This is a genomic window from Streptomyces sp. NRRL F-5630 (assembly GCF_000719475.1).
In the GTDB taxonomy this organism is placed as follows: domain Bacteria; phylum Actinomycetota; class Actinomycetes; order Streptomycetales; family Streptomycetaceae; genus Streptomyces.
The window spans coordinates 45,983-54,598 of the sequence record NZ_JOGO01000041.1; the positions used below are offsets into that span (position 1 = coordinate 45,983).

The 8,616-nt window shown below is 72.6% G+C and carries 7 protein-coding genes; 1 reads left to right on the top strand and 6 read right to left on the bottom strand.

What is annotated here, in order from left to right; translation table 11 throughout:
- Positions 1 to 522 precede the first annotated feature (522 nt).
- Entirely contained in the window at positions 523 to 2,739 is a 2,217-nt protein-coding gene (gene katG, locus IF99_RS0119450) for a catalase/peroxidase HPI (RefSeq protein WP_030997849.1), read from the top strand.
- Positions 2,740 to 2,792: 53 nt separating this feature from the next.
- Here katG and IF99_RS0119455 read toward each other — a convergent pair whose 3' ends face one another.
- The 6 genes from IF99_RS0119455 to IF99_RS0119480 form a co-directional block, all read right to left on the bottom strand.
- Positions 2,793 to 3,314 carry a hypothetical protein gene (locus tag IF99_RS0119455; protein ID WP_030997850.1) on the bottom strand — a complete coding sequence of 174 codons (522 nt, stop codon included), beginning with the start codon at positions 3,312 to 3,314 and terminating at the stop codon, positions 2,793 to 2,795.
- Between the two features lie 227 nt (positions 3,315 to 3,541).
- Positions 3,542 to 4,927, bottom strand: a complete 1,386-nt coding sequence (locus IF99_RS0119460) for an MFS transporter (RefSeq protein WP_078655169.1) — start codon at positions 4,925 to 4,927, stop codon at positions 3,542 to 3,544.
- Positions 4,812 to 5,993, bottom strand: a complete 1,182-nt coding sequence (locus IF99_RS0119465; protein WP_324604385.1) for an NAD(P)/FAD-dependent oxidoreductase — start codon at positions 5,991 to 5,993, stop codon at positions 4,812 to 4,814. Before IF99_RS0119465 ends, IF99_RS0119460 begins: the two co-directional genes overlap by 116 nt.
- 181 nt (positions 5,994 to 6,174) lie before the next feature.
- Positions 6,175 to 6,786, bottom strand: coding sequence for a signal peptidase II (gene lspA, locus IF99_RS0119470; RefSeq protein ID WP_078655170.1), 612 nt, complete (start codon positions 6,784 to 6,786; stop codon positions 6,175 to 6,177).
- 219 nt (positions 6,787 to 7,005) lie between these two features.
- Positions 7,006 to 7,221 carry an MbtH family protein gene (locus tag IF99_RS0119475; protein ID WP_030997856.1) on the bottom strand — a complete coding sequence of 72 codons (216 nt, stop codon included), beginning with the start codon at positions 7,219 to 7,221 and terminating at the stop codon, positions 7,006 to 7,008.
- Positions 7,222 to 7,325: 104 nt separating this feature from the next.
- The coding region (locus IF99_RS0119480) for an alpha/beta fold hydrolase (RefSeq protein WP_030997857.1) at positions 7,326 to 8,616 on the bottom strand (1,291 nt) is incomplete at its 5' end.

Below are 8,616 nucleotides of genomic sequence, written 5' to 3' on the forward strand. Positions count from 1 at the left end.
CGCGGCGTGCTTCTCCGTATGGCGTGCGGGCGTCCTGGGCCGCGCCCGCTCACCCGGGCTCGCGCTTTGTCCGCGCGGCGTGCTCGTCCGCGCCGCCCGTGCCCTGGGCAGGGCGCCTGCCCGTGCCGTGCCCTGGACCGCGTGCCTACCCGAGCCGGGTGCCTACCCGAGCCGTGTCGTGATCCGAGCCGTGTCGTGATCCGAGCCGTGTCGTGATCCGAGCCGTGTCGTGATCCGAGCCGTGTCGTGATCCGAGTCGCGTGGTGATCCGAGTGGCGTGGTGATCCGAGCCGCGTGGTGATCCGCTCCGCGACGCCCCCTGACCCGTACAAGCGCCCGGCCTGTAATGCACCGGGTAGGTTTTTTCTTGACTTGGACAAAGTCCATCGTAGGATCGGTTCCGGTACGAGTCGGGACGCGGCGCGGAAGCCGTCCGTACAGGGCCCCTCACGCCCTGTACGGGCACGCCCTCGCGCGCTTTGGCACGTGCTCAAGGAATTGCACAGGTCCGGAAGGATGTTCATGACCGAGAACCACGACGCCATCGTCACCGACCCGAAGACCGAGGAGTCCGGCGGCTGCCCGGTCGTGCACACCGCCCGCGCGCCCCATCCCACGCAGGGCGGTGGCAACCGGCAGTGGTGGCCGGAACGGCTCAATCTGAAGATCCTGGCGAAGAACCCCCCGGTCGCCAACCCGCTGGGGGAGGACTTCGACTACGCCGCGGCGTTCCAGTCGCTCGATCTTCCGGCGGTCAAGCGTGACATCGAGGAGGTCCTCACGACCTCGCAGGACTGGTGGCCGGCCGATTTCGGTCACTACGGTCCCCTGATCATCCGTATGGCCTGGCACAGCGCCGGTACCTACCGGATCAGTGACGGGCGTGGCGGCGCGGGCGCGGGGCAGCAGCGTTTCGCCCCGCTCAACAGCTGGCCCGACAACGCCAACCTCGACAAGGCCCGTCGCCTCCTGTGGCCCGTCAAGAAGAAGTACGGCCAGAACCTCTCGTGGGCCGACCTCCTCATCCTCGCCGGGAACGTCGCTCTGGAGTCCATGGGCTTCGAGACCTTCGGTTTCGCCGGGGGCCGCGTGGACGTCTGGGAGCCCGAGGACGATGTCTACTGGGGTCCGGAGACCACCTGGCTCGGTGACGAGCGCTACACCGGTGACCGCCACCTCGAAGAGCCCCTCGGTGCCGTCCAGATGGGACTCATCTACGTCAACCCCGAAGGCCCCAACGGCAACCCGGACCCGCTGGCCGCGGCCCGCGACATCCGTGAGACCTTCCGTCGCATGGCGATGAACGACGAGGAGACCGTCGCCCTCATCGCGGGCGGCCACACCTTCGGCAAGACCCATGGCGCGGGTGACGCCGACCTCGTCGGCGACGACCCCGAGGCCGCGCCGCTGGAGCAGCAGGGCCTGGGCTGGCGCAGCACCTTCCGCAGCGGCAAGGGCGCGGACGCCATCACCTCGGGTCTCGAAGTCACCTGGACGAGCACGCCCACCCAGTGGGGCAACGGCTTCTTCGACAACCTCTTCGGCTACGAGTGGGAGCTCACGAAGAGCCCCGCCGGCGCCCATCAGTGGAAGCCGAAGGACGGCGCGGGCGAAGGCACCGTGCCCGCCGCCCACGACCCGGCGAAGAAGATCGCGCCGAACATGCTCACCACCGACCTCGCGCTGCGCTTCGACCCCGTCTACGAGCCGATCGCCCGCCGCTTCCACGAGGACCCGGCCGCGTTCGCCGACGCCTTCGCCCGCGCCTGGTACAAGCTCACCCACCGCGACATGGGCCCCAAGTCCCTCTACCTCGGCCCCGAGGTGCCCGCCGAGACACTCCTGTGGCAGGACCCGCTGCCCGCCGCCGAGAGCGCCCCGCTCACGGCTGCCGACATCGCGGCGCTCAAGGAGAGGATCCTCGCCTCCGGGCTCTCCGTCTCCGACCTCGTCTTCACGGCCTGGGCCTCCGCCTCGACCTTCCGCGGCAGCGACAAGCGCGGCGGCGCCAACGGCGCCCGCATCCGCCTGGCCCCGCAGCGGGAGTGGGAGGTCAACGACCCTGAGCGCCTCGCGACCGTTCTGTCCGGCCTGGAGGCGATCCAGAGCGACTTCGCCCAGACCGGCGGCCATGTCTCGCTCGCCGACCTCATCGTGCTCGCCGGTACGACGGCGGTGGAGAAGGCCGCGGCCGACGGCGGGCACGCCGTCGACGTCGCCTTCACCCCGGGGCGCGTGGACGCGGGCGCCGAGCACACCGACGCCGAGTCGTTCGCGGCGCTGGAGCCGGTGGCGGACGGCTTCCGCAACTACACCGGCAAGGCGGCCCGGCTGCCCGCGGAGTACCTCCTCGTGGACCGCGCCAACCTCCTGGGGCTCTCCGCGCCGGAGATGACGGTCCTCGTCGGCGGCCTGCGCGTTCTCGGCGCGAACACGGGCGGCTCGACGGCCGGCGTCCTCACCGACCGTCCGGGCGTCCTGACGAACGACTTCTTCGTCAACCTGCTGGACGCCTCCTGGCGTCCCGCCGCTGACGACAGCGGGACCTACGAAGCCACCGGCCCGGACGGCGGGGTGGTGTGGACGGGGACCCGCGCGGATCTTGTCTTCGGTTCGAACTCGGAGCTGCGTGCTCTCGCCGAGGTGTACGCGAGCGACGACGCGGCTGCGAAGTTCACCGCGGACTTCGCGGTGGCCTGGTCGAAGGTGATGGACCTCGACCGCTTCGACGTCGCCTGATCCGACGCCGTACGAGAGGCCCCCGGGAACTCCCCCCGGGGGCCTCTCCCGCCTCATCCGGCCCGCACGGGCCCGACGAGTGTCCCGCGTGCGACCTTCAGCTTCCCGTCCGCGAAGGAGGTGCCCGGGATCTCCCCCTTCGGCGTCCGCAGCGTGAACCCGACGCTGTCGGCGGGGACGTTGCGGGCGTGGGTGGGTACCTGGATGTCGAAGTGGACCGGGTGCCCGTACTTCAGCACCACCGCGCGCCCCTGCTTGCCGTACCGGCCGGTCCTCAGTCCGCTGTCCTTCCCGTGGTGCGTGAAGCGCACGTCGACGGGTGAACCGGCCAGGGTGCAGGAGGCGTACCCGCGGGGAGCGGTGATCGTCACCCGGTAGTGGTGGTGTCCGGCGCTGCGGGGTGCCTGGGTGATTTTCGCCAGGTGGTTGGCGGGTCGGCAGGCGGAAGGCCGCGGACCGCCGTGATGGCCGCCCGCGCCCGGTGTGGCCGACGCGGGCGCCACCGCGGCGAGTACCGAGGCGATCACCCCGGCAGCCAGGGCTACGGCGGTCCTGCGCAGACGCATGAGTCCCATGAGCGTTCTCGGTTCAGTAGAGCTTGTACGAACGCCCGATGTCTGCCCCACTCCACGGGAGCGCATGTCCGCGCCTCCATCACACGTCCGGCGGAGCCGGGCGGAGCCAAGTTGACCAGCGGCCGGCTCGCTCCCCGGTGACATCGGCCCCTCCCGTAGGGCTCGCGGTCGCCGAGTGCCGGCACCGGCTCGCCCGAGCCGCCCGGACCGGTGCCCCACAGCCCGGATCACTTCCTGACCGGCGCCTCGGCGCCCCGTGCCCGTCCCGCCCGCCGACGCGACAACGCCGCCGTCACCAGCAGCACCGCCCCGCCCAGGTAGAAAGGGGCCCGCAGGCCCAGGGCGTGGGCCAGGGCACCGGAGGCCGCTGTGCCGAGGGCTGTGCCGGTACCGGTGATCATCTGGTAGGCCATCGTCACGCGGCCCATCAGCTCCGCAGGGACCAGGTACTGACGTCGGGACACCGCCGTCACGGTCCACGCCAGATTCGCCGCGCCGTACCCCAGGACACACACGCCCGCGATCCAGCCCGACCTCGCCGCTCCCGCGCATGCCGCGGCCAAGGCCATCCCCACCGCCGTCAGCACCAGCGTGTGCGCGACGCCCAGACGGGCCGTCAGGCGCGGAGCCGACGCCGCACCTCCCACCCCGCCCAGCGCGAAAGCCACCACCAGCAGCGCGAACCCCGTCCCGCCCAGACCCAGCGCCTGCCGCGCGTACAGCACCATCACGGCGATCAGACCGCCGCTCACCAGACTCGTCAGCCCCGACGCCACGCAGAGCCGACGCAGCCGCACATCGGCCCACAGCCCGCGCAGCCCCTCCGCCGTGTCCCGGCGCAATCCCCGCCACGTCCGGGCCCCGGGCCCGGCCCCCGTGCGGAACTCGCCCCGTACCGTCACCACCAGGGCCGCCGCCACCGCGAAGGACACCGCGTCCGCCGTGAACGGCAGCGCCGCGCCCACCCCGAACAACACGGCACCCGCCGGGGCCCCCATGAGGGTCTCCGTGATCACGAAACCCGACTGCAACCGCGCGTTGGCCCGCACCAGGTCATCCGGCGCCACCAGCATCGGTACGATCCCCGACCACGCGCCGTTGTACAGGGTCTGGCCGCAGCCGAGCAGGAAGCCCGCGACGAGCAGCAGCGGGATCGTCACCGCGTGCGCGGCGACCGCCACCGCGAGCCCCGCCACCAGCAGTGCCCGGCCCGCGTCCACCGTCCACATGAGCCGGCGCCGGTCCAGCCGGTCCGCCAGAACCCCCGCGGGCAGGCTCATCAGCAGCCACGGCAGCTGCTCCGCCAGCGCCACCGCCGCGACCCGGCGCGGGTCCGAGGTCAGCTCCGCCGCCAGCAGCGGCAGCGCCGCGAACCGCATCCCGTCCCCCAGACCGGACACCGTCACCGACGCCCACACCCGGCGAAACCCCGTACCCAGCCCGCCCCCGCGAGCGGCACCGGCGGCGACAGCGGCCCCGGGGGCACCCCCGGCACCGTCAGACACCCCCGAGCACCTCCAGCAACTCCTCGTTGTAGAAGTCCTCCATCCCGCACACCCCCGAGATCGTGCCGAAGTAGCGGGCGACCAGCGTCGGGTTCGGGGCGATGGCACGGAGGAGGGAGGTGCGCTCCTCCGGCAGGCGCAACTCGGCGACGTTCAGCGTCCCCCGGTAGAACTCGGTGAAGCGTTCCTTGAGGTCGTCGGCGTACCGGGCGCCCGCCCGGTCGAGCGCCGCCGGCTCGCGCAGCTCCGCGCCGACGTGGTCGACGAGCGCCTGCGCCTGGAGGAACGCGTCCGTGATGCCCCGCGCCGCGATCGAATCCTTGTGATGCGCCGCGTCACCCACCAGGGCCCAGCCCGGTCCGTACGCCCGCCGGAAGAAGTTCAGCTGCTCCCCGGTGCCGTACAGCCGCTCGGTCTGGACGGCGTCCGCCATCCGCGCGTGCAGCGCGGGCGCCGTGGTGCGGACCGCCTCCAGGTACGCGGCCCGCGCGTCCGTGCGCACCCGCCCGAACTCCGCCTGCGGGAAGTACGCCATCACCAGCGTGCGCCCCTCGTTGGTCGGGACGACCCCGACCCAGCGGCCCGGTCGCTCGTACAGCTCGAAGTGCGCGGGCAGCCCCTCCCAGTACGTGTAGTACGTGCACGTCATCGGCGGGTTCTCGACCGTGGTCCGCGCCTCGGCGAACCGGGCCACCGCCGACCGCATCCCGTCCGCGCCGACCACGAGCCGGGCCCGCGCGGTGTGCTCGGTCCCCTCGTCCGCCCGGAACCGCACCCCCGCGACCCGCCCGCCCTCGCGGAGCAGTCCCGTCACGGTGCAGCCCTGACGGAACTCCGCGCCCCCGGCGACCGCCCCCTCGGCCAGGATCGGGTCCAGGACGTGGCGCCGGGGCGCGTACGTCGCCGTGTGCCCCTCGGCGGGCAGCAGCGTGCCGTCCAGGCGGACGCCCGGGGCCTCGTAGCTGACCCGCTCGATGGGCGGGCAGCCGCTCGCCCGGACCGTCCCCAGGAGGCCCCAGCGGTCCAGCAGCGCCACAGCGGGCTGGTGGAGGTAGTGCGAGGAGAGCTTGTCCTGCGGGAAACGTGCCTTCTCCAGGAGCAGTACCCGGTACCCGGCCCGGCCTGCCAGCATCGCCACGGGCGCTCCCGCGCAGCGCGCCCCCACCACGATCATGTCGTACACAGCGCCTCTTTCCCCCAGTGTCCCGAAACGGTCCCGCGACGCACGGAACGGCCCGGGCCACGAGGGCCCGGACCGTTCACGGGTACGGCGAAGACGGTGGGTACGAGAGGGGCCGCGACCGCCGGGCGCCCACCCCGCCCGGCCGTCGGGAGCGGGCCCGAGGCCCGCCCGGTCAGCTCCCGCCGCTCTGCGAGGACGAGGCGGATGACGAGGACTCCGTCCCCGGTCCCCTTTCCCCCGTCCCGTCCAGCTTCCGCCCCCAGAAGGACAGCGCCACGGTCAGCACCCCGCCGCAGACGATCGCCCAGTCGGCGAGGTTCATCACGCTGAAGTCGCGCACCGAGATGAAGTCGACCACCGCGCCCTTCAGACCGCCCGGCGAACGGAACAGCCGGTCGGTGAGATTGCCGAGCGCGCCACCCAGCAGCAGCCCCAGCGCCACAGCCCACGGCGCGCTGTACAGCTTCCGCGCCAGCCGGATGATCACGACGACGACGGCCGCGGCGATCACCGTGAACACGATGGTCATCGCCGCGCCCATGCTGAAGGCCGCGCCCGAGTTCCGGATCACGTCCAGCTCCAGCCAGGAGCCGATCAACCGGACGGGAGCCCGGTGTTCCAGGCGTGCGACGACGAGCAGCTTGCTGCCCAGGTCGATCGCGTAGGCGGCCACCGCCACCGCCAGCAGGAGCGGGATGCGCCGCCTGCCGCGGCCTGCGGTCGGTCCACCCGCCCTTTGCCCCACGCCGTCGCGCGCCTGAGCTGCCTGCCCGGCCTCTTTCATGTGCGGCCCCCTCGATGTCCGTAGTTCGCCGGCGCCCGCCCGCCTTCGCCGGCCCCGGTCCCGCGGGGGACGGCCGGTGCCGGTACCGGCGCGCGACCGCGCCGCGTCCGCCCGGCAACGGACGGACCCGGCTCTCCGCCGTACCGGGCGGGCGGCCCTGGCTCCGGGCTGACGCAAGCTCGTGCCCCCGGATCATACTGAGGGTTTCGGTACGAACCCTCAGTCGCTCTCCATCGCCACCACCAGCGAGCGCGGACGCATGTCGACCCAGTTCTCCTCCACGAAGTCGACGCACGCCTGCCGGGAGTCCTTGCCGAAGGCGACGGTCCACCCGGCCGGGACCTCGGCGAACGCGGGCCACAGCGAATGCTGGTTCTCGTCGTTCACCAGGACGAAGAACTCGGCCGTCTCGTCGTCGAACGGGTTGGTGCTCATGGTGTTCTCCCTCTTGCTCTCGTAGTCGTTCTTGTCCCAGTACTTCTTCCGCCCGCGCCGCGTACGGCGCGGGACGCTTCCGCGGGTGCTCCGGCACAGCGCCGTCAGCCCCCGATCCGACGCGCGACCACGGGGCCGATCTCCCCGGCCGGGCCGCGCTTCAGCATGTCGTCGTGCGCGCAGTCCACGAGGTGCGTGTCGATTGGGCCGTCCACGTACCGCGCCCACTGAGTCTCCCGTTCCGGGGCGGTGGCCGTGCCGCCCTTCGCTACGAAGAGAGTCAGCTCACCCCGGTACGGTTCCAGCGCGACCCCGGCCGACAGACGCCCGAAGTTGCGTACCACCGCCGCCAGACGCCGCGTCTCCAGGCCGTCCAGGACGGCCGCGACCCCGTCGGCGCCGAGTGCTCCAGCATCCCCCGCGGGGCGTTCTCCGGGGTGCCCCGCTTGCCGCTGTTCCCCGGGGCCGAAGTACTCGGTGAGCAGCCGGACGACCTCGGCGCCCTCCGGGAGGTCCTCGTCGTCCTCTCCGGCGGTCACCGGCTCGGGTGAGGCGTCCAGCACCGCCAGAAAGGCGACCTCCTCGCCCGCCCGCTGGAGCGCCGTCGCCATCATGTGCGCGACGACACCGCCGAACGACCAGCCCAGCAGGTGGTACGGGCCGTGCGGCTGGACGGCGCGGATCTGCTCGACGTAGTCGCGCACCAACTCCTCCAGGCTGCCCGGCAACTGCTCCCCGGTGCCGGTGGGTTCAGGGTCCCGGAGTCCACGGGCCTGGAGCGCGTACACGGGGTGGCGCGGGCCGATGTGCCGCAGCAGCGTGGCGTAGACCCAGCCGACCCCGGAGACCGGATGCACGCAGAACAACGCGGCCGCGTCCCCGGTCGCGCGGAGCGGCAGCAGCACGTCGAAGGAGCCGTCCCCGGCGTCCTCCTGCGCGAGGCCGGCGAGCGCGGCGACCGTGGGCGCGGCGAACAGGTCCCGGATGGCCGGCTCGAAACGCAAGGTCTCCCTGATCCGCCCGATCAGCCGGGTGGCGAGCAGGGAGTGCCCGCCGAGGGCGAAGAAGTCGTCGTCCACCCCCACGGAGGGCAGTCCCAGCACCTCGGCGAACAGGCCGCAGAGCACTTCCTCGCGCGGGGTTCGTGGCTCGCGGCCGGGGTTGGCGGTGGGAATTTCCGGTGCGGGCAGGGCGCGCCGGTCGAGCTTGCCGTTCGTGGTGACGGGGAGGGTGTCGAGGAGGACGTAGGCGGTGGGGACCATGTAGTCGGGCAGGTTCCGGGTGGCCAATGTGCGCAGTGTGGCGGTGAGTTCGGGTTCCGCCGCGCCCTCTGTGGTGATGTAGGCGACGAGTCGGGTGTCGCCGGGGTGGTCTTGGCGGGGGATGACGGTTGCT